This is a genomic window from Bacillus sp. BK450 (assembly GCF_004364885.1).
In the GTDB taxonomy this organism is placed as follows: Bacteria; Bacillota; Bacilli; order Bacillales; family Bacillaceae; genus Bacillus; species Bacillus safensis.
In genome coordinates this window covers 68,489-89,642 of sequence record NZ_SOBQ01000003.1, presented here as the reverse complement: position 1 = coordinate 89,642, position 21,154 = coordinate 68,489, and the positions used below count along the sequence as shown (strand labels likewise).

Here is a 21,154-nt window from a genome sequence, read left to right as displayed (position 1 = left end):
AATACATAAATAGAAAAATGATTACAAGAATAAAGTTTATAAAACTACTCTTCTTGTTGAGTTTAGTAATGTAGTTATTGCTAATGGACATGTATTATAAACTTGTTTTTTCATACCTTAACACTTTAGGAAAGGAGTGTACATTCATGGCTAACTTATGATGAATGTTATTTATATAATGATTTCGCCAAAGAAAATAAACTATCCGTCGATAGATAATAAAATTATAAACCATACCCCCATTACACTAGCACAGGTATTCAAATTATTCATTCCATCCTTTAGAATTCTCTGTTGAAGAGTTTATGGAAGTTATGATGAAATCGGAGATATTCCAACAAGTATGGATACAAACGAGTAAAAGCCACAATCTTGGTAACTTGTTAGAAATTACTGAAGAATATGATACAGATGTTCAAACTTGTATCGAAGACCTGCAAGCATTGAGTAAACAATTAATTGAAAAGGAAGTTGTATATGTAAAATGAATAAACTTAACAACGATATTATAGAAAACATCTATAAAAACATTTCAACTAAGAGAAGCAAAACAATCGTTAATTACATTGCAATGCTAATGGCACTAGCGAGAGATAATGAACTAAACGAGGATGATTTAATTAATTGGATTCACAGCAAATTAAGTGAAATAGGATATTTTCAAGAAAAAAACCGTTTATCTACTCAAAACAAATTAGATGAATTTGTCTTAGAGTTTATTGAAGGAAGAGCACTATTATATGATGATATCAGCATAACTGAAACAAAACAAAACGAATATGTCATCAGTAGCAAACTGTGGTACAAAAAGAATCCACCTGAGAGTTTTTTTTATTTTGGTATTGACCCTGAAGATTTTTCGAAATACGCACAAAAACTTGCTCAAATAAACGCCGAAAAACTAGGCATCTCAATCCATTTTTCTGAGGATCAAGCGCATGAAAAAGAAATAGCCCATATCCAGCTGTCAAAAAAATGTTCTCTTTCAGAAGAATTGATAATAACTCAGCCAAGTTCAAAAGACTTTTCGTGGTTAACATGGTTTTTTAATGAACATTGGGGTGGAACGACTATGGTGTCTAAAGGGACAACTTATAATGTTTTAAATGAAAACATTTTGTTGGCTAAACGTGGAGATTATATAGTAGGAATATTAGTTTACAAAATATTCAAAGAAGAGGCAGAAATCCTGACTTTGGAGGCTCTAGAAAAGTACCATGGTGTTGGAAGTAGATTACTTTTTGAGTTAGAACAAAATCTAAAAACACAAAATATACACTCTATTAATTTAATCACTAGTAATGATAACTTAAATGCAATTAGGTTTTATCAAAGAAAGGGATATTCTTTCAAAAACATCTATGTTGGTGCAATTGATAAAGCAAGAATGGTTAAACCTACAATTCCCTCTATAGGAAATTACGGAATACATGTCAAAGATGAATTAGAATTTGAAAAAAGGTTGATACAATGACTATAAAAAGCTGACTGACTAGTTCCATGAGTACTACCAAGTTATTAATAGTCTATCCTGAGCTAGTTAAATTTTATAACATTGATTATGAATTCATACAGTGGAGAAAGATTCAGATGTATAATTACTGAATTGAAGACAGAATTGCTGCTGATAACCACTAGAGAATAGGATTCTTTTCTTAGACCACAATTGGGAAAGGGTTAAGTCTACTAGAATTTAATTTTAAATACCCTAATCATTGAAGATATAAAAGAAATACTTGAAGAATAGGTATTACCGAATTAAAACCATTATATGATTTATATGAACCACGCAACAATTTAAAGTGTGGTTTATTTTTTGTTCAATTTTGTCTTTTTCATAAAAAAGGCATTATCACCATCAAGCCCCTAGAGGAGACCCAATGAATGATAATGCCTGATTCAAATTGTTTTCACCGTTTCAAGACACTATATGTTCTTAAAGGAGCGAAACAATATTTTCTCTGTTTAGTAATCCAAATGTTCCCCATTTGTTGCAATCACTTGTTTATACCAATCGAAGCTTTTCTTTTTCTTTCTATCTAATGTACCGTTTCCTTCATTATCACGGTCAACATAAATGAAGCCGTAGCGTTTTTTCATTTCAGCCGTTGATGCGCTGACAAGGTCAATTGGGCCCCAGCTTGTATAACCGATCAGGTCAACTCCGTCTGCGATCGCTTCTCTCGCCTCCAGCAAATGGCTTCTGAGGTAATCAATTCGGTAATCGTCTTGAATTGATCCGTCTTCTTCTACTTGATCGACAGCACCCAATCCATTTTCTACGATAAACAATGGCTTTTGGTAGCGGTCATACAGCTGATTCAGTGTTGTACGAAGTCCTTTCGGATCAATTTGCCAGCCCCAATCACTTGCTTCTAGATAAGGGTTTTTCACACCTTCAAATAAGTTACCGCCAGTCACTTGTCCAAGAATCTCTGGATCTGTACTTGTCACAAAGCTCATATAATAGCTGAAGCCAATATAGTCCACTGTATGGTTTCTTAAAATGTCTTCGTCCCCTTCTTGGAACTCGATGTTGATGTCATTTTCAAGGAAATAACGTTTCATGTAACCTGGGTAATAACCTCTTGCCTGTACATCTGAGAAGAATAATGTTTTACGGTCTTGCTCAATTGCAGCAAACATATCTTCTGGTCTTGAGCTGTACGGATAAGTTGTCATCGCTGCAATCATACAGCCGATTTTCGCATCAGGAATGATTTCGTGTCCTGCTTTGACAGCCAAAGCACTTGCAACAAATTGGTGATGCGCTGCTTGATATTGAATGCTTTTCTCGTCATCACCCTCTTCAAATACAAGTCCGCCGCCAGTGAAAGGCGCATGTAACACGACATTGATTTCATTGAATGTCATCCAATATTTCACTTTGTCTTTAAAGCGAGTGAACAATGTTTTCGCGTATGTTTCATAAAGATCGACAAGCTTGCGGTTTCTCCATCCGCCGTAGTTTTTCACAAGTGCGAGCGGCATTTCATAGTGAGAGATGGTGACAACTGGCTCAATTCCGTGCTTATGCAGTTCATCAAATACTTTTTCATAAAAAGCGAGGCCTGCTTCATTCGGTTCCGCATCGTCGCCATTTGGGAAAATACGCGGCCAAGAAATGGATAGTCTGAAGCACTTGAATCCCATTTCTGCAAAGAGTGCAATATCTTCTTTATAGCGATGGTAGAAATCGATTGCATCATGATATAAGTTAAGGTCTTTCATTGATTCATCGAATGGGTGCATAATACCATTTGGTGATACATCAGCTGTCGATAAGCCTTTTCCATCTTGATTATATGCGCCTTCAACTTGGTTGGCTGCAACAGCGCCGCCCCATAAGAAACCTTTAGGAAATGTTTTTTCTAACTTGTTCATGTTGAATACCCTCCTCTTTTTCTTCTACACTGACTGTAAGCAGTGTCTCTTTCACTGTAATCGTTCCATCTGTTTTCGCATCAACTTGTGCATAATCATTCGTGTTGGTGACAATAACAGGTGTGGTGACATCATAGCCTTCTTGCTGAATGCCCTCGATATCAAAATCAATGAGTACATCTCCTGCTTGAATCAGATCACCTGACTGCACATGACTTGTGAAATACTTTCCGCCAAGTTTTACCGTGTCAATCCCGACATGGATGAGAAGTTCTGTACCTTGTTCACTCTTCAAGCCAATGGCATGTTTTGTGTGAAAAATGGTTTCAACCTTGCCATTGAACGGTGCTACAACACGCCCAGCTGTTGGTACAATGGCTGCACCTTTACCCATAATTTCATTAGAAAATGTTGCATCATTTACTTGATTGAGCGGCTTTAGTTGACCTTCAAGCGGGCTTTGTACCACTTCATTTTGAAGTGCTGCTGTGTCTTTCTTTTCTTCTGGTTTGTCTGCTTTTGTATCATCTTTCACTGGTACATCTTTGAATCCTAGAACAAGTGTCATGATCGTTGCTACAACAAATCCGATGACTAAACCGATGATTGAGTAGACAAATGTTGGTCCAATGAATGTTGGGAGACCTGGAAGGCCTGCTGATCCAGATATCACATATGATTTTACTTTAAAGATTGACATGAACACGCCGCCTGCTGCTGCACCAATAAGGGCTGCAAGGAACGGTTTTTTCAATCGCATGTTCACACCATACATAGCAGGTTCAGTAATACCCATTAAGGCTGTGATACTTGTAGACATCGCCAATGATTTGAATGTTTTGTTTTTTGATCTTAAGAAGACACCGAATGCTGCGCCTGCTTGTGCCATATTCGCTACAAACATCATTGGTAGAATGTAGTCAAAACCGTTTAACGTAATGTTGTTGATCATGATTGGAAGCAGTGCATAGTGCATGCCCGTAATGATCAATGGTGACATGAATCCGCCGATCAAGAGTCCGGCCAAAAGACCTGCATGTTTAAACAATAAATCAATTCCACCTGAAAGGCCACTTCCGATAATTCCGCCAAGCGGTCCAACCGCGATGAGCATAACTGGTACAACGACTAGAAGTGTGACTGTTGGAACAAGGATGATCTTTAATGATTTCGGACTATATTTTTCTGCGAATCTTTCAACATATGAACCAAGCCAGATGGTGAGTAGAATTGGAATCACCGATGAAGAGTACACAACTGCAACCACTGGCAAGCCTAGAAATTCTGTATTTCCCGCGCCCAGTAAAGCGGTTAACTGCGGGTGCAGTGCTGCTGCTGCAATGGCAGCCGCGATATACTGATTTGTGCCAATTTTTTTGGCTACGCTTACAGCAAGCAAAATCGGTAAGAAGTAAAAGGCTCCATCTCCAATGGCTGTTAAAATCGCATACGTACTGCTTTTATCTGATATCCACTGGAATGTGAGCATCAGTGCCAAAATCCCTTTGATCATACCGGCCCCAGCGATGGCTGGAAGAATCGGTGTGAAGACACCAGAGATAAAATCGAAAAGCTTTGATATCACATTTTGTTTTGACGCTTCTTCTGTACCGCCTGACTTTACATCAGATGATAGACCTGAATCAGCGACCATCGCTTGATAGACATTTGAGACATCATTGCCGATAATGACATGATATTGGCCTCCGCTTTGATTCACGCCCATGACGCCGTCTGTTGATTGCAGCTTCTCTTTATCTGCCTTGCTTTCATCGTATAAGTTGAAGCGAAGTCTTGTCATACAATGCGTGACGTGTTTAACATTCTTTTCACCGCCGACAAGTTCTAGCACTTCTTTTGCTGTTTGTTTGTGGTTCATTGTGTTACCCTCCAATCGTTGATTTCATCTTGATATAGAAAAAACCTAAACATCCATTAATGTCCGAGAAATAGCGATTCAGACATTAATCGATATTTAGGTTTTGCCTGCTTAACCAGTAACAATCCTTCATAGCGATTGATCGTTATTTAATTTTTATAAGTCTTTAGATATAAAAAAACCTAAATCACGCCTTATCAAAGATAGGGACAATGATTTAGGTTTTGCCTGCTTGACCAGTAACAATCCTAAAAGATTGTGGGTTATTTAGTTTATATTTATAAATTATCATGTTAATTTTGTGATGTCAACGCTTTCTTTTTGAATTTATTTTCTTTTTATTACTCTGTCTATATGCAAAGTTAAATATAGCATTTCATCTTCTATGAGACTTCGGTTGTATTCTTTTTGAACATACTCGTTAATTTTTTCTGCGCATTGAAAAGCTGCAGTGTTTTTCTCTTTTACCACTTCATACAGAAACTCATTTTGATTTTCCATTTGTGTTTCGTTAAACAGACGCTGTCCGAAAAACTTTAAATGCGTCACAAATCGGAAATAATTTAATGATTCCTCGTCTAAATCAATTTGAAAGTGATATTTAACGATGTTTAAAATGTCTTGAATAAGTTTGGTGATTTGAATCACGTTTGGCATTTCCTCATTGAGCTCTGCATTGACAATATGCATGGCAATAAAGCCGGCTTCATCCTCAGGAAGATGGATGCTCAGCTTGTCCTCAATGATCCGAATAGCTTCTAAACCGCATCTGAACTCATCTTTATACAGCCGTTTGATTTCCCAGAGCAAGGCATTTTTGATATCCATTCCTTTTTGATGACGTTCAATGGCGAAGGTGATATGATCCGTCAGCGTCACATAGATGCTGTCATTTAAATTTTTGTTAAGGGTTGTTCTCGCATGCTCAATAATCGCCTCACACACTTGCATATACTCGATTGGAATATCATAAAGCAGGGTTTTGAATTTTTCTGATATATCTTTATTTTGAATAGAAAATACTTTTTCGATTCGTTCTTCGTCAATCGGGTCTCCGCTTTTCTTTTGAAACGCGATCCCTCTGCCCATAATGACCAGCTCATGCTGCTCGTCATCATACGCACTGACAACATTATTATTGATTACTTTAGAAATGATCAATTGATACCCCCCTGTACATTCCGCTTTTTCGAGCATTTTATCTTTGATTGATATGTCATGTTATTATTATTTTCAAAAAAGAGGACTTTAAGATGATTTTACATTTTTTTTTGATCCGGTCAACTAGAAAGAATGACATATTACCTCTCAAAAATGACGAAATAGGGGCAAAAAAGTCTAAAAACATACACAAAAACACTCTATAAAGAGTGTTTAAAGTGTGTTTTTTACAAAATCAGGAGCAATCCCAATTATAGACGACATTCTCGAAATTTTTTCGTTTAAGGTCTTCTGGTTTGATAAAGAAGTTGGCAATACCGCAATCTCCCCACATCAAATCTACTTCATCATCTGAGTCAATTTGCAATAACAGAACGGTATGTTCTTGATCTACATAGGTACGCGGGTCTTCTTGTGTAAACCCTGGGTACCCGCCCAATTTGTGACCAAAGCCACTCGCTGTTTCATAAAATTCATCCAGCAGGGCATCTGCTTCATCGCCATTAACACCTTCTGCATCTTCGAATAGGTCCCAGCTGTTCTTTCCTGTGACTTTTTCAAAGCGGAAATCTCCTACACTGATCGTTTCGCTTGATAATTCACCTGTAATTGCGCCTTCCTTCGTCACAGGAAAATAAAAATCGTCTGGAATTTTCACAAAAGAAAAATCAGTCATTAACTCTTCTTCTGCTAAGAAAGGTTCCTCAATAAATTTGATGCGAAAATCTTTTTGCTCTGTTTTATGGTCAATATTCATCCCATAAAGATCATCATGCACAGAAATAAAAACTTGCAAAAGTCCTGTTTCTGGATAATCCTTCACCTTGGGCAGCTGGCCGAAATTAATTTGTGCCAAAAGTTTCATAGGATGTCCTTCGCCGTCAACTGGATATTCGTCGTTTTTTGGAAAATAAGGATCACCAGCTATTTTGCTGTCGTATGGTCCTGTTTTTCCTTGTTTCATCTGCAATTGAATCATTGGTTTTTCCGTTTCATCTAACAACGGACGGTAGGGTGCAAGTATTTCTTTCAGCTTCGCTGATTGTGTCACGATGATCTTCCTCCTTATGAATAGGCCTAATGACAAAACTAGTCTCTCTTTTTCTATCATACAGAAGTGTATCCTGCCTGTCAGCGATAAAACGGTCATAATCCTAACAAGTTTCTCACCTTGAAATGATAAAAAAACCTCCGATTCAGCTGGAGGTTTTGTCGTTCTTTTATTTCACTTGATAGTTTACTAAGTCGTTTGCTAATGCTTTCATCGTTTCGTTTGTTTCGTGAAGACCTTCAATAATTTTCGTAAAAGTGCCTACTAGCTCTGCTTGATGCTCAGAGGAAGCGACAATTTGCGCAATTTCTTCTTCCATTCCTTTGATCGACCCCTGCACATCTTTTAGGGCTGTTTCAATATCAGTCGTCGCCTGTTTCGCATGAGTTGACAGCTTTCTCACTTCTGTTGCGACCACTCCAAAGCCTGCTCCTGCTTCCCCTACTCTTGCAGCTTCTATTGATGCATTGAGTCCAAGTAAGTTCGTTTGATCAGAGATACCTTTGATGAGATTGGACACTTGATTGATTTTAGAGGAATTTTCGACAGTGGTTTTCGTATTTTGTAGAATTTGTTCACTTGTCGCTTGTAGTTCCTCTGAATGTGCGGCAACCTGCTGTACCATTGCGACTAGTTTTTCGGAAGCTTCGTTGCTCTCCGTCATGATGTGCTCTAATCGTTGTTGATTCGTTTGGTCATATGCCACACAGAAGGCAGCAACCACTTGACCTGATTCATCATTAATTGGAACGGCTACGATATCCATTGGAATCCCGTATACTTCTTTCGGAATTTGGATGAACGATGGTTCTCTCCCATTTTTCAGCATGGCAAAGTTTTGGAATCCAGCATCTACTGTATCACCAGCTTTAAATCCTAAATCAATATTCCCATGCTGCTGATAATAAAGAACCTTCTCTTTCCCTAAGACAGAAAAGGTTAGCTGCTCTCTCATAGCAAGTCCAATGATTGGTAAAGCGTCTATTATGTTATCAATTCTCTGTGACATTCGCTTACGTTCATCCTCTCTTTTTCTCAGTACACCTTCTTTATCGGTTCGTTATATGATCTATTACAGCCTGTAATGTGTACTAATATCAATCAAATGACCTAAGACATATAAAAAGCCCACATTCTATCAAGAGAATGTGGGTGTTTTTTAAACAAAGTAAATGCACATGAAGACACTGATAACAATGAGAAAAAGATACATGTAGTCAATCCATGAGGTGCTGATGATATGATAATACGTTCGCTCTCTCGTCCCTGTGAAGCCCCTGGCTTCCATTGCAATCGCTAAGCGTTCTGATTTTCGTACGCCTTGCGTAAAAAGGGGCAATGCATAACGCATAAAGGCTTTCCAGCTGTTTTTTTGCTTGTAGCCTCTGATTTTGTGTGCAGCTTTCATTTGTTTTAATTCACTTTGAAATAACGGAATAAACCGGAAACCGGCAAGCATGCCATACGCCCATTTTGGGGACATTCGGCACTGATGAATCAGACTCATCATAAATGCCGTCAAATCTGTTGTGGACGTAAAAAGGAGACCAAATGTCACAAATCCCAGCATTCTAAAAGCGATGGTAAGCCCATTTCTTAAACTCTCCTCTGTGATATGAAACCACGCCCACTTCCAAACGGTATGATCCCCCTTGCCGAAGGCCGCCATCATCCAAAAGACGAGAATAAAAAAGAGCAGATAAGGGACAAGCCTTGTAACGAGATAATTCATATTCCATCCACCTAAAACAACTCCAATGCTGAGAGCAAACAGCCAAATGATAAAGGTAGTTTTAGGGTCAGAAATCGCCATGAGACAGCCCATCGCAAGCAGATGAGCGAGTAATTTCATGACTGGATTCACAGTAGAAAGAAAGGAGTGATTACTTTGCAATCGTCAGCACGTCCTTTCTTTCTGCCACATAGCGATAATGTAAAGGAGCTCTCAGCTGATAAGCATCGACAAGTTCTTGATTTGAAAATAAATCATAAGGGGTGCCATCATACACATGCTTCCCTTGATGAAACAGAAGCACTTGATCGGCACACTCATCGACAAGCTCCATATCATGTGTGACCATCACAATGGTCGTGCCTTGGCGCTGACGCTGTTTTAAACGCCTCATCAATTCCTTCGCCGTTTTTTCATCCTGCCCGAAAGTCGGCTCATCTAACAGCAATACATCTTGATCAAAAAGGAGCATTGTGGCAACACTTAACCTTCTTTTTTGCCCTAAACTTAAGGTGAAGGGATGTGCTTTTGCATGCTTCTCTAAACCGAACTCTTTCAGCAGCTGAACCGTTTTTTCTTGTACGACTGATTCTGGCCAGTTTCGCTGTCTGCCGCCAAAGGCAATTTCATCGAATACTGTGTCTTGTATAAATTGAAGCTCCGGATTCTGAAACACAAAGCCTGCTTTTTCATATAGTTCTCGGTCTGACCACTTTTTTAGGAGTGTATCTTTTAAGACAATGTGGCCTTTTTTCGTTGGCTCTAAACGAACCAAATGTTTGAGAAGTGTGCTTTTTCCACTTCCATTTTCCCCAATAATCGACACCCAATCCCCTGATTTGATATCAAGCTGGAGATCACTCATAATCCTTTTTTTCCCGTAGCTTAATTGAAGATTTTCTGTACGAATCATTGTCTTTCGTTCGATTGATGGCACCTTTTCATGCTGCTCTTTTCGTGCTTTAAAGGTTTGCATAAAGGTTTGACTCAGTGGATGAAATGGATCTTGAATGATCGTGGACCATTTCTCGGGAAATAATTTGGGCCGCCAAATTCCAGCCTCTTTCATTTCTTCCTCATATGCCGTGAGCACATCTTTTGGAGCTCCATCTGCTAAAATGCTGCCTTGATCATCTAATAAAATCACCCGGTCCATCCATTCGATAACACCGTCAAGCACATGCTCTACAAAAATCATGGTCTGCTGCTGATCGGCTGCAAGCTGCTGCAGCAGTTGAAATATGTCCATTCTACCTGCCGGATCAAGCTGTGCGGTTGGTTCATCAAAGAATAGAACATCCGGCTGTAATGCTAGTAAACAAGCAAGTGCCAATCGCTGCTTCATGCCGCCAGATAAAGTGTGAATCTCTGTATGCGAATCGACATCCAGTTGGACTTTTTGCATGAGCTGCTGAATGATGTCATCCATCTCTTCACGAGGGACGGAACGGTTCTCTAAGCTAAAGGCAATTTCTTCATTGACGCGGTGCATACAAAACTGAGAGTCTGGATCTTGAAACATGACGCCTGTATGTCTTTGCAGCACCACTTCACCCTGCATGTCTGCTTCCACATGCTCTGGAATGATTCCAGCCAGAACCGAAATGAGCGTAGATTTCCCGCTTCCGCTCGGTCCTAAAATAAGCACCTTTTCCCCTTTTTGAATCGTAAGGGAGATTTGATGCAAAACGGGCTTAGGCTGTTCATAAAAACGGACAGAGAGTTCATTGCACGCGAGAAATGAATTCATGCTGTTCACCTTTGTTTCGTTTTTCTTTCATGATGGCATATTGATTCAATACACCTGTTTTGGATAGTGCGTCTACCACCACTTTCGCAAGGCAGCCGCCAAGTATCATTCCACTGATCATTTGAGTCACAAGGGTCATAAGTAAAACTTGAGGCGTGTAATAACCAAAGCCATTTGCCACGAGACTGTACGCCATCGCTCCGATAGCGGCAAAAGCACCAGAGAGCATCAGTGTCCACATGCGATATCGTTTATAACCAAAAAGAGCGAAGGCGATTTCTGCTCCAAGTCCTTGGCATACACCAATTAACAGAGCTGAAAGTCCGAAGTGGCTGCCTGTCAATAATTCCACAGCAGCGGCGGCTGTTTCTGCAATCAGAGCAGCCCCCGGCTTTTGAATGATATATGCAACGATTGGACTTGCAATGACCCATATTCCAAACATGATGTTGCCTCCTGCTGGGCCAACAAGTGCTGTAATCGGTAAGTATAGCGTGGACCATCCTAAATAGATCACACCACACGCAACGGATAAAATCACCGCAAGGACGACTTCTTTCATCTTCCATGTCATGATGAATGCACCTCCAGTTGAACTGGCCACTCTTCAACAGTAAAGGCCATTTCCCAAAACTTGTACTCGAGCTGGCAGCTTAAGATAAAGTGCTGTTTCATTTTTTCCTTTTCCTTCTCACTTGCTGCTTCCGCCAACTGATCGAGCCGCTTGCAAAGCTCACCTGTAACAGAATCGGTTAATCCTCCATAAAACGTGATCCACTCATAAAACGGATGTGACGGGTCTGGCTGCACATCTGTAAGCATTCGTTTCCCTATTTCCCAATATGTCCAAGGACATGGAAGCAGGACAGCGATGATTTCACCAAGCGTGCCTTCTTGCGCAACTTGCAGCATGTGATGAATATAGTGGTGAGCACTCGGAGCCAAAAAAGCACCTTGGAGCTCATCATATGCGACTCCTGCCACTCGGCAAAGGTTTTGATGAGGGTGCGTCTCACTATCTAGTACAAACGCAATCTGCTGATGGAAAAACGCAATATCCTCTCTGTCTGTACATCTGCTGAGCGCTGCTGCATAAATTTTAATGAATGCTTGTAAGTATTCTGCATCTTGTTTGACGTAATGAATGATCTGTTCCTTTTCCAGCTTTCCTGCTGCCAGGCCTCTGACGAACGGATGCTGATAAATGGCTTCAAATAACGGTTCTGCTTCTTTCCTTAATTGCGTAGAAAATGTCATAAAAAAAGCCTCCTCTTCTTCAGTTGAATAAATGAAAAAGCCACCCCAAATGGAGCGGCCTTCTTATCGATTCAATCATGAATAAGACAAGGTCCAGCTCCACTTCCCTCCGCTAGTACGAACTAGATCAGGTTCAAAGGGTCCAAGATTTTCTCTTGTCTCAGTCATACATGACTCCCCTAGTGGACTTTTGTCATTTAATTATCTTTACTCTACACATGTGGCGATTTGATGTCAACCGCCTTTCTTAATTCAACGTTCTGATTGTTGGCAGCTTCTCGATCCCTGCAGCATAGTAGAAATTCAGCACACTGAAGAAATCAATCGGCTTTCCTGTTTTTAAATCTACAGCTAAAATATGATCACCGTAATTTGTCATATCATCAATATCTAAGCGTCTTGGTGTTGTCTTCCCGAGTGTATCAACAAAGCTACTATGGTAGTACTGCCCGCTAGCAAACGATGATTCATGATACATAAATAAAGTCTCCACATCTAAGTAGACGAGAATGGCCTCAGAGGAACTTGCATATGGAGCGGAGTACGACACTGGTGCTGAAATACTTTTCACTTTTACACTGTCAACAGAATGAGTTCTCTGTTCATATTTTCCATCATATGAGAAGTAAAACACACGCTCCCATTTATAATCGGCGGTCTTTGTTTGCTTATTGTACACTTTTGTACCATTTGCGAAAACATCACCGTTTGCATACTCAGCTACAAAATATTGCAAGGTGGACGAAAGGGATACAGCCCCCGTGAAATTGGGCGGGTTTTTTGCATTCACTTGTATCGTGTAGGAGTCTCCAAATTCTCCGCCGCTTGTAATACCGAATGCATAATCACCTGCTGGTAAATTGGTCAATCCAAGCAGGCTGCCTGCCGGTTGAATTAAATCTGTCGGGTAGGCTTGTCCTGTTTCATAATCAACAACAAATAATTGAACAAAATAATCAGGGTTTGAAGAGGTAATCCGGCTGATGAGTGCCTGAGGTGAAGATGTGCTTAAAAACCATAAATCAACTGGGTCGTCCTCTGTTAAGACAGCCGATTGATTAATAGCTAGTCCATCAATGGAGCGAACGGCAGACGTGCGCATTTTGCCTTCTTTAGCAGCTTTTCGTTTGATACTGATTCCTTTCTTCTTATTCACTTTAAATGATTTTTTCACTTGCTTCTGTTGAATAGCGATTCCTTCATCCTGCTTCAAAAACGATTCTTGCACTTGCTGAATCGCTTTTTCCGTCAGTGGTGATATTTTCCCTTCTGATTTCGGTGCTTCTTCTGCTTTTAATGCTGGTGAAAACAAACCTGTTGCGACGAGTAAAACAGACAGTAAAGCTGCAGTGATTTTGACATAAAATGCTCTCACAGGAACATCCCCTTTTTCCTCATTTGGGTTTTTTACCCTGTGATTATTTTACCATTATTCTAATAATTGTTTTGGTCTTTTTTGGGACATTTTTATAACAAAAAAACCAGCCGCATGAGTTACGACTGGTTTTGATCGTTTTATGCAATGGTTTTGACAAACAAGCGTGCTGTTTCTGCACTTGATCCCGGGTTTTGTCCAGTGATGATTTGTCCGTCAACAACAGCAAATGGCGCAAAGGCATCTCCTTTTTCAAACGCTGCCCCCTGCTCACGAAGTTTTGTTTCCAATAAAAATGGAACTTTTGATGTCAGTTGAACGGCTTCCTCTTCTTCGTTTGTGAAACCTGTGATTTTTTTGCCTTCGATAAATGATTTGCCATTTTGGTCCTTCACATCAACGAATGCTGAAACACCATGACAAACGGCTCCGATCGCACCATTTTTATCTGAAACTGCTAAGATCGCATCCGCTACCAGTTGATTAGACGCAAAGTCGATCATAGGCCCGTGCCCTCCAGCAAAGAAAATTCCGTCATAATCAGATGGATTTACATCTGTAAGCGCCTTTGTGTCTTGAAGTAATTCATATACATCTTGATATTGCGCTGGGACACCTTCAGGAATTGAATTTTTGTCAATTGGTACAGTGCCACCTTGAATAGAAACAATTTGTACTTCTAGTTCATTTTCTTTAAAAATATGAAATGGCTCTGCTAACTCTTCTAGCCATAAACCTGTTGGATGTCCATTCATTTCCGGGCTGCTTGTCGATACTAATAACACTTTCTTACTCATCTTGATCATCCTTTCGATTTATCCTGTGGCTATTTTATATTTTGCACAATTAAATATCAAGCAATATGACTTTAGGCCAGCTTATTATGTTATACCCGATTTTCTAAAAAATAAGGTATGACTCCAAATCTAATCAATATGTCACATTCTATTGGTAGGGAATTTCATGTAAAATTGTCATTGAGTGATATAATATGAGGAAAGATTGACAGTTCTCTCGTAACATGAGGGGATTTTTAAAGGAGTGGAAAAGAGATGAAAACCTATTCGATTGTGATGATCATCATCACGCTCTGCATTATATTGGCTGTCTTTTTGATGAACCTAACGGAGGTTATGTACGGAAAAATCATTTTGGCCGTTGCCGTAGCCCTTTGTCTAACATCCATTATTCGTTTGATGGGTCTTCGAAAAAGATAAAAGCCGCCCTCACTAGGGGCGGCTTTATTTAAGATTAGATCGCCAGCATCAGTGCAAGGAGTGCAAGCAGTGCTGGTACTCCTTGTTTGATGATAATTGATTTATTGGATGTTACACCGCCAAATACTGCTGCAATGAGCACACAAAGAATGAAAAACAGCTGAATCATATATCCAACGGTATTCGATCCAAGAATGAGCCCCCAAATGAGTCCTGCAGCTAAAAACCCGTTATAAAGCCCCTGATTGGCAAACATCACTTTGACATTTGGATCTTTTTGCAAGTGTTCTGGCAGCTTAAAAGACCGCTTCGCCATCTTTGATTCCATAAAAAACATTTCTAATAACATGATGACAATGTGTTCTAAAGCGACAATTCCTACTAAAATCATTGCTAAAATATTCAATTTAGTTAATTCCTTTCTGGTAGACGTTCACGAATCTCTATTTTGTCCGTGTATAAATCAAAGTCTTGTATCAATTCTAGCGCTTCTGTAAAGCGACTTTGTGGAATGTCTTTCATTTTTCTCACGCCGAATTCCTTTTTAATAAAAGCCATGATGGTATTGATATGAAGCTTACCGTGGCCAGCATACTCCAAATGGCTGCAAAAAGTCTGCATCGTCCCTCGAATCACCTTTAATTGCTTGGCAGTGACACAACTCATTGGTAACGCTCATCCTTTCCTTTGTTTTAACAGCTAAAAAGAATCATGGTTGAAAGAAAAACCTTCCAGTGTCTATTATATAATGGTTTCATTCGGATATCAAAATAAAAAAGAACAGACATTCGATTTAAAAAACAATCGTGCCCTCACAATCCTTTTCTCACATATCAAAAAGCCGGATTCAATGGTAGAATCCGGCTTTCTATTTAGTTACTTTTCGAAATTAACACCTTTCCAACAGAACGATCCTTACTTTGTCCAACGACTTTAAAGGATAACCCATATGTCGGTACATCGCGTCCTGCATCTGGGTTGTTTGGATTCACATAGTTCTTTTTATCACTAAATGTACGAGCCGGGCGAATGTAGCGATCTTGCAAAGTTAAGCCCGTTGTTGCTGTATAATCTATATTCAGCTTCGTACTTGGATTCAAAGAGAATGCTGCATCATGTACTTGGAACCCTGTTGCGGCAATGGAACCGTCACTCCATTTTAATACTTGCTGATCTGCATCTACTACGCCAAGGAAGCCGTTCCCCGGATGTTTTCCTACCCAGTTATCACTGTATGATTGATCGACATACCAAACAACCAACCCGTTATTATAGCTCATCAGACTTGCCCCGCGTTTAATATGCTTTAAGCCTTTATCGACATCAGCATAAGAGCGCCACTCTAGTAAATAGTATTGTGCTGCATATTGTTTTCCATTAGATTTTGAGAATCCATTAAAGGTAAAAGTAGACGTGTCCTCGGCATCATCTGACCATACTTTCGTTCCATCTGCCGTGATGTTCAGGTCATCTACGAATAAGCCTGGAAGTGAATAGCCTGCATCAGTTGTGTAACGGAATTGCAGGTCGATTTTCTTCCCTGCATAAGCAGACAGGTCAAAGGCTGCATCTACCCAGCCGTCTGATTTTCCGTCGATGCCATTGCCTTCGTTTGCACCTGCTTCATTTCGATCATTCGTGATGTTACCCGCGATGGTCTTCCATTGATCAGTCCCTGTTTCACGCACTTCGACATACGCATAATCATAATCTTCTTCAATATCGTACCATGCTTTAAACGTCAGCTCTGCTTTGCTTCCTTTTGACAAATCAATACCTGTTGTCGTCATGGTTGCATTCAAATTGTCACCCGTTCCGCTGAAATACGAATATTTCCCTTGAGCAGGTGTCGTAACGACAATCTCTTTATCTGGTAAATCGACTCGAACGGCATCATGGTTCGTTCCTTTTGTTGCTGCTTCATCAATTAATACTGTTTTGCTTTTCTTTAATGTTTTACCATCGATGGTTTGTCCAGAAAGCCAGTTGCCTCCATGCAGATTTTGAAGCATTTCTTTCGCATATGGGCTAAAGCCTGTTGGTTCCGTACCAGGAACTTTACCTGCCCAGCTTCCGCTTGACATGATCGACCAGTAAGAAACGGGCTCTCCTCTGCCTGTGTACTGTGTATCGTACTCGTCAGGAAGACCAAGATCATGTCCGAATTCATGTGTGAACACACCTGCTGCGCCATCCTCAGGCTCGATGGTGTAATCCAATGCGCCTAATTTCCCGCCTTGACCAACTTCCGATTCAGTATCCGGAATTTCAAATACATCACCAAGTGACCAGCGGTGTGACCAAATCGCATCAGCGCCAAGTTGTCCGCCGCCTGCTTCTTCACCTACGCCGGCGTGAACGACCATCAGATGGTCAATGATGCCGTCTGGCTCGTTATAAACACCGTCGCCATCAATATCATAGCGGTCCCATTGATCATACTCGCTTAGATCAATATTCGGATCTTTTGCTGCTGCTTCGAGTGCTTCTTTCACCAATTCGCGCGGTCTGCCGTCACTGCCTGAATCGTCAGGTACGTTCCCGCCGTAATAAGCTGCTTCATGCTTCGCTGTATACCATCCTGCAACTGTTCCACTGACTGTGTAACTCCCGCCGGACTGCTTTTCATAGTATTGCTTCATGGATACTTTCCGTTTCCCATCAGGACCGATGTAGCCATTTTTTCCGAAAAGCATATCTTGATAGTGCTGTTGATCGTACTTGTCATAGTACATATCAGTCTCTTCTTTTTTAATACTATTATGCTTATAATCTTTAAAATCTACTAATAAAACCAATACTTTATCATTGCGGACGTCACCTTTATACTTTTCCTTTTTGACCGGTTTTACTTGATTGCTTTCTTTTCCTTTATGCTTCTTTAATTTTTTCTTTTTGGCAAGTTTGTTATGTACCTCTTGTTTGTATTCTTTCAGGAATTCAGGCTCTTCTGTTAAGGTGCTGGCACTTTGTTTCATTGCTGATTCTTCTTTTTTCTTTAGATAGTTCTTTAATGCTTTTTGGGTTTCTGCCTCATTGGCATTCTTTTTGATCTTTCCTTGTTTTTTCAAGGCTTTGACAAGACGGTCTTCATTCACGACACTTGAGTCAAATGGAATACCTGAATAATGACCGCCATCAGAGGATGTTGATTTTTCTGTGGTGTGGGCAGATAGAGGGGTGCTGAAAGCTGTCAATGTGCCTAAACTTAGGACAGCGGTTAGTGCAATTTTCGTCCATTTCCCTTTTTTCATATTGGTTCCTCCCTATTTTGGTAATAAATAATATCTAATTCTAGCATATTCCAATATAGTTAAGTCGAAAAACATTTTATTTTCAGAAATTTTGTGGAAAATGCACAATACGTGAATGAAAGGGGTGGAACCATTTGTCGAAAATAAAAGAACCCTAGGCGTTAACCGCCTAGGGTGTTTGTTGTTTTTCTATGAAAGCTGCTGGCCTTGAAATGCAACCACGTCAAGTGGAGCGGCTAAGAATTCTTTTGCCTTCGCGACGAAAGCCTGGAAATGAGCACTTGCATTATGGCTCTGAACAGCAGCGTCATCTTTCCACACTTCTACCATTAAAAAGGTATTTTCCTTTTCTGTATCCTTGAACAGCTTGTAGGAAACATTGCCTTCTTCAGCCTGTGAAGCTTTCATTAACTCATTGATTTCTTCTAAAAATACGTTTTCTTTTTCTGGATGAATGGTCATCCCTGCATGAATAATAATCATTTGATCGTCTCCTTTTGAAAAGATATTATTTCCACTCAGCAATACGATCAACCGGTAAGCGGTAAGATGCATAGCCTTCGTCGGCTGCTTTCCCAATTGATAGCAGCATGACTGGTACATAACGTTCTTTATCCCATCCAAATGTTTCAGCGATGACTTCTTTATCATATCCGCCAATTGGATTTGTATCATAACCGTGTGCACGTGCAGCAAGCATAAGCTGCATAGACACAATCCCACCGTCAATTAAGATGGTTTCGCGGTTCACTTGCTCCGGAAGAACCTCAAAGTGTGCAGTTAATGCAGCAATTTGTCTTTCTTTCACTTCTTGCGGCATGTAGCCATGCTCTACTGCTTTTGAATAAATTTCTTCTAAGTATTCATTGCTTTTCATATCTGCAAATACTGCAATGACAGCTGCTGATGTTGACACTTGAGTTTGGTTGAATTTTGCAAGTGGTGCAAGCTTTTCTTTTCCTTCTGGGCTGTCAATCACCATGAAGCGCCAAGGCTGTGCATTTACTGATGATGGTGCAGTTGTTGCTTCTTCTAAAATCTCTGTCATTTCTTCTTTGCTGATTTTCACAGCTGGATCATAGTTACGAATAGAGCGGCGCCCTTTCATAATTTCCATAAAATCGTTTGTTTTTAATGTTGTAGCCATGTGTAACACTCCTTTAGGTTGTTTGAATCTTTTCGATGTTTTGTTGTATACGGATGAGCACATCAGTGAGAAGCCTTCGTTCTTCTTCACTTACGTTTTCAAGCATTTCTGAGATAAATCGTTCTTTTTCTATTTTAGAAGCTTCGATTCTCGTTCTGCCTTCTTCTGTTAAGCGGACAAGTGTGACTCGATTATCTTCTGGTTTTCTTCTGCGTGTGACCATTCCTTTTGTTTCTAGCTGTTTTAAATGACGCGTCACAGCTGCACTATCAATATTTACTTTTTTCTGCAAATCTGATTGGCTGATTTCATCGGCTTGGAATAACAGCGATAGCAACTCAAGTCTTGATTGGCTGATGCCCGTGCATGCTTCGAACTTCACGCCCATCATACGGTTCACGCACTGCAAACGATATAATACCTCTGCCTCTTCAGAGCAAAATGCAGTCAATGCCATCCCCTCTTTTCTATTCAGAAATCAATTACTTGATATATCAATCATTGACTCGTCAATTAATATACACCCATTGTTTGATGATTGCAAGAGGTTTGTTTCATAAAGTGAATTTTTTTATTTCAATAGAAAATGACAAGCATAAAAAAAGACAAAAGCGACGAATCACTTTTGTCCTTTTTCTTTATTCAGTAATGACCGTGTGGATCAAAGTTGGTGCATCAGCATGATCAGCAATGCGGATGTTGTCATAAATTTTCTCCATGACATTTGCAACATCTTCACGATTCGCATGGAGAGTCACAAGTGAATCTCCTTTTTCAACACGATCGCCCACTTTTTTGTTCAGCATGATGCCGACAGATAGGTCAATATCGTCCTCTTTTGTTGCGCGTCCTGCTCCAAGGATCATCGCTGCAACACCGATTTCGTCCGCGACGATTTCAGCTACGACACCTGATTCTTTTGCAGGTACTTCGATTTTGTAAGGTGCTTGCGGCAGTTTTTCAGGCTGATCCACAATTGAGCTGTCTCCACCTTGGTTTTCTAAGAATTCCTTGAATTTCTCAAGTGCTTTGCCGTTTTTCATCACTTCAATCAGCTTTTCTCTTGCTTCATCAAGTGTGTCTGCTTTTTTCGCAAGAACGACCATTTGACTTCCTAATGTGAGCACAAGCTCGTTTAAGTCTTCAGGACCTTCGCCTCGGAGTGTGTCAATCGCTTCTTTCACTTCAAGGGAATTTCCAATCGCTAATCCTAGCGGCTGAGACATGTCAGAGATAACCGCCATTGTTTGTCTGCCTACGTTGTTTCCGATGCGTACCATGGCTTTTGCAAGCTTTTCTGAGTCTTCTGGTGTTTTCATGAAAGCACCTGCGCCTGTTTTCACATCAAGTACAATCGCATCTGCACCAGCAGCAATTTTCTTACTCATAATGGAGCTTGCAATAAGCGGAATTGAGTTAACAGTTCCTGTCACATCACGAAGAGCATACAGCTTTTTATCAGCTGGTGTCAGGTTACCTGATTGGCCAATAACTGCTACTTTATGACGGTTCACGAGCTCGATGAATTCGTCTTTTGTAATTTCTACGTGAAAGCCTTTGACCGCTTCAAGCTTGTCCACTGTACCGCCTGTATGCCCAAGACCGCGCCCAGACATTTTCGCAACAGGTACATCTAGTGCCGCAACAAGAGGAGCGAGTACAAGCGTTGTTGTATCGCCTACACCGCCTGTTGAGTGCTTGTCTACTTTAATACCGTCAATGGCAGACAGGTCAATTGTATCTCCTGAGTTCGCCATAGCGAGTGTTAAGTCTGCACGTTCTTGATCCGTCATATCTTGGAAGAAAATCGCCATAGCCAAGGCACTTGCTTGGTAGTCAGGAATTGTTCCGTCCGTATAACCTTTGACAAAGAAAGAAATTTCCTCTGAAGTTAATTCTTTTCCGTCACGTTTTTTCGCAATGATATCTACCATTCTCATTGTTTTC

19 protein-coding genes, 1 pseudogene and 1 riboswitch are annotated in these 21,154 nt (G+C 40.2%); of the genes and pseudogenes, 2 read left to right on the top strand and 18 right to left on the bottom strand.

The window, feature by feature from the left end:
- Positions 1-484 precede the first annotated feature (484 nt).
- Positions 485-1,474, top strand: a complete 990-nt coding sequence (locus EV579_RS10340) for a GNAT family N-acetyltransferase (RefSeq protein WP_133744378.1) — start codon at positions 485-487, stop codon at positions 1,472-1,474.
- A gap of 491 nt (positions 1,475-1,965) precedes the next feature.
- Here EV579_RS10340 and bglH read toward each other — a convergent pair whose 3' ends face one another.
- The 11 genes from bglH to EV579_RS10285 form a co-directional block, all read right to left on the bottom strand.
- Entirely contained in the window at positions 1,966-3,384 is a 1,419-nt protein-coding gene (bglH, locus tag EV579_RS10335) for an aryl-phospho-beta-d-glucosidase (RefSeq protein ID WP_061110275.1), read from the bottom strand.
- Complete coding sequence (locus tag EV579_RS10330; RefSeq protein ID WP_056765366.1) at positions 3,356-5,263, bottom strand: beta-glucoside-specific PTS transporter subunit IIABC; 1,908 nt, start codon at positions 5,261-5,263, stop codon at positions 3,356-3,358. Before EV579_RS10330 ends, bglH begins: the two co-directional genes overlap by 29 nt.
- 327 nt (positions 5,264-5,590) lie before the next feature.
- Positions 5,591-6,424 (bottom strand): BglG family transcription antiterminator LicT, encoded by an 834-nt coding sequence (gene licT / locus EV579_RS10325; RefSeq protein WP_024423922.1) that lies wholly within the window; start codon positions 6,422-6,424, stop codon positions 5,591-5,593.
- Positions 6,425-6,659: 235 nt separating this feature from the next.
- Positions 6,660-7,475 carry a YwqG family protein gene (locus EV579_RS10320; protein ID WP_024427540.1) on the bottom strand — a complete coding sequence of 272 codons (816 nt, stop codon included), beginning with the start codon at positions 7,473-7,475 and terminating at the stop codon, positions 6,660-6,662.
- Positions 7,476-7,644: 169 nt separating this feature from the next.
- The gene (locus tag EV579_RS19385) at positions 7,645-8,100 is read right to left on the bottom strand and encodes a methyl-accepting chemotaxis protein (RefSeq protein WP_404841210.1); all 456 of its coding nucleotides are present in this window, start codon (positions 8,098-8,100) and stop codon (positions 7,645-7,647) included.
- A 534-nt stretch (positions 8,101-8,634) separates the two neighbouring features.
- Complete coding sequence (locus EV579_RS10310; RefSeq protein ID WP_122631985.1) at positions 8,635-9,369, bottom strand: energy-coupling factor transporter transmembrane component T family protein; 735 nt, start codon at positions 9,367-9,369, stop codon at positions 8,635-8,637.
- Positions 9,359-10,957 carry an ABC transporter ATP-binding protein gene (locus EV579_RS10305; protein WP_133744377.1) on the bottom strand — a complete coding sequence of 533 codons (1,599 nt, stop codon included), beginning with the start codon at positions 10,955-10,957 and terminating at the stop codon, positions 9,359-9,361. Before EV579_RS10305 ends, EV579_RS10310 begins: the two co-directional genes overlap by 11 nt.
- Complete coding sequence (locus EV579_RS10300) at positions 10,932-11,531, bottom strand: ECF transporter S component (RefSeq protein ID WP_024423927.1); 600 nt, start codon at positions 11,529-11,531, stop codon at positions 10,932-10,934. Before EV579_RS10300 ends, EV579_RS10305 begins: the two co-directional genes overlap by 26 nt.
- Complete coding sequence (gene tenA, locus EV579_RS10295) at positions 11,528-12,214, bottom strand: thiaminase II (RefSeq protein ID WP_122631987.1); 687 nt, start codon at positions 12,212-12,214, stop codon at positions 11,528-11,530. The genes EV579_RS10300 and tenA overlap by 4 nt, the downstream gene beginning before the upstream one ends.
- Positions 12,215-12,301: 87 nt before the next feature.
- A riboswitch (TPP riboswitch) is annotated at positions 12,302-12,405 on the bottom strand.
- Between the two features lie 56 nt (positions 12,406-12,461).
- Positions 12,462-13,589 carry a hypothetical protein gene (locus tag EV579_RS10290; RefSeq protein WP_133744376.1) on the bottom strand — a complete coding sequence of 376 codons (1,128 nt, stop codon included), beginning with the start codon at positions 13,587-13,589 and terminating at the stop codon, positions 12,462-12,464.
- A 140-nt stretch (positions 13,590-13,729) separates the two neighbouring features.
- Positions 13,730-14,386, bottom strand: coding sequence for a type 1 glutamine amidotransferase domain-containing protein (locus tag EV579_RS10285; RefSeq protein ID WP_133744375.1), 657 nt, complete (start codon positions 14,384-14,386; stop codon positions 13,730-13,732).
- Positions 14,387-14,641: 255 nt separating this feature from the next.
- Here EV579_RS10285 and EV579_RS18990 point away from each other — a divergent pair, with 255 nt between their 5' ends.
- Positions 14,642-14,806, top strand: coding sequence for a hypothetical protein (locus EV579_RS18990; protein ID WP_166644694.1), 165 nt, complete (start codon positions 14,642-14,644; stop codon positions 14,804-14,806).
- 34 nt (positions 14,807-14,840) lie between these two features.
- Here the strand turns inward: EV579_RS18990 and EV579_RS10280 are convergent, their stop codons facing one another.
- The 7 genes and pseudogenes from EV579_RS10280 to EV579_RS10250 all read right to left on the bottom strand — a co-directional run bounded on the left by EV579_RS10280 (position 14,841) and on the right by EV579_RS10250 (position 21,147).
- On the bottom strand, positions 14,841-15,212 hold the full coding sequence (locus EV579_RS10280) for a DUF1304 domain-containing protein (RefSeq protein WP_133744374.1): 372 nt from the start codon (positions 15,210-15,212) through the stop codon (positions 14,841-14,843).
- Between the two features lie 5 nt (positions 15,213-15,217).
- Positions 15,218-15,472 (bottom strand): ORF6C domain-containing protein, encoded by a 255-nt coding sequence (locus EV579_RS10275; RefSeq protein WP_024423931.1) that lies wholly within the window; start codon positions 15,470-15,472, stop codon positions 15,218-15,220.
- A 206-nt stretch (positions 15,473-15,678) separates the two neighbouring features.
- The gene (locus tag EV579_RS10270) at positions 15,679-18,060 is read right to left on the bottom strand and encodes an immune inhibitor A domain-containing protein (RefSeq protein WP_103131803.1); all 2,382 of its coding nucleotides are present in this window, start codon (positions 18,058-18,060) and stop codon (positions 15,679-15,681) included.
- Between the two features lie 189 nt (positions 18,061-18,249).
- Positions 18,250-18,543 carry a putative quinol monooxygenase gene (locus tag EV579_RS10265; RefSeq protein WP_024423933.1) on the bottom strand — a complete coding sequence of 98 codons (294 nt, stop codon included), beginning with the start codon at positions 18,541-18,543 and terminating at the stop codon, positions 18,250-18,252.
- A 25-nt stretch (positions 18,544-18,568) separates the two neighbouring features.
- The gene (locus EV579_RS10260; RefSeq protein ID WP_024423934.1) at positions 18,569-19,207 is read right to left on the bottom strand and encodes a nitroreductase family protein; all 639 of its coding nucleotides are present in this window, start codon (positions 19,205-19,207) and stop codon (positions 18,569-18,571) included.
- 13 nt (positions 19,208-19,220) lie between these two features.
- Positions 19,221-19,705: pseudogene (locus EV579_RS10255) on the bottom strand (MarR family winged helix-turn-helix transcriptional regulator).
- 140 nt (positions 19,706-19,845) lie between these two features.
- On the bottom strand, positions 19,846-21,147 hold the full coding sequence (locus EV579_RS10250; protein WP_024427551.1) for a pyrimidine-nucleoside phosphorylase: 1,302 nt from the start codon (positions 21,145-21,147) through the stop codon (positions 19,846-19,848).
- Between the last annotated feature and the right edge of the window lie 7 nt (positions 21,148-21,154).